This window comes from Micromonospora sp. SL4-19, assembly GCF_047921475.1.
GTDB lineage: Bacteria > Actinomycetota > Actinomycetes > Mycobacteriales > Micromonosporaceae > Micromonospora.
Window position 1 is genome coordinate 1 of sequence record NZ_JBLROB010000113.1, and the last position, 273, is coordinate 273.

The following is a 273-nucleotide window of genomic DNA, read 5'->3' on the forward strand; positions in this document are numbered from 1 at the left end:
ACCGCCCCGGTCGCGGTGCAGGGCGCCCAGTCGAAGATCGACCTCAACGGTGAGCAGACCGCCAACGCGAAGGCGATCATCGCCGCGACGAAGAAGGCGGGTCTGCCGCAGCGGGCGGCGGTGATCTCGATCGCCACGAGTCTGCAGGAGTCGAAGCTGGAGAACCTGGGCCACCTGGGTGACGCCAACGACCACGACTCGCTGGGTCTGTTCCAGCAGCGCCCGTCCTCGGGTTGGGGTACGCCGGAGCAGATCACGGACCCCGAGTACTCC

At 68.1% G+C, this 273-nt stretch carries 1 pseudogene; it reads left to right on the forward strand.

Annotated features, from left to right (window positions below):
* Positions 1-273, forward strand: a pseudogene (locus ACNAVT_RS31915) (hypothetical protein); the annotation flags it as partial.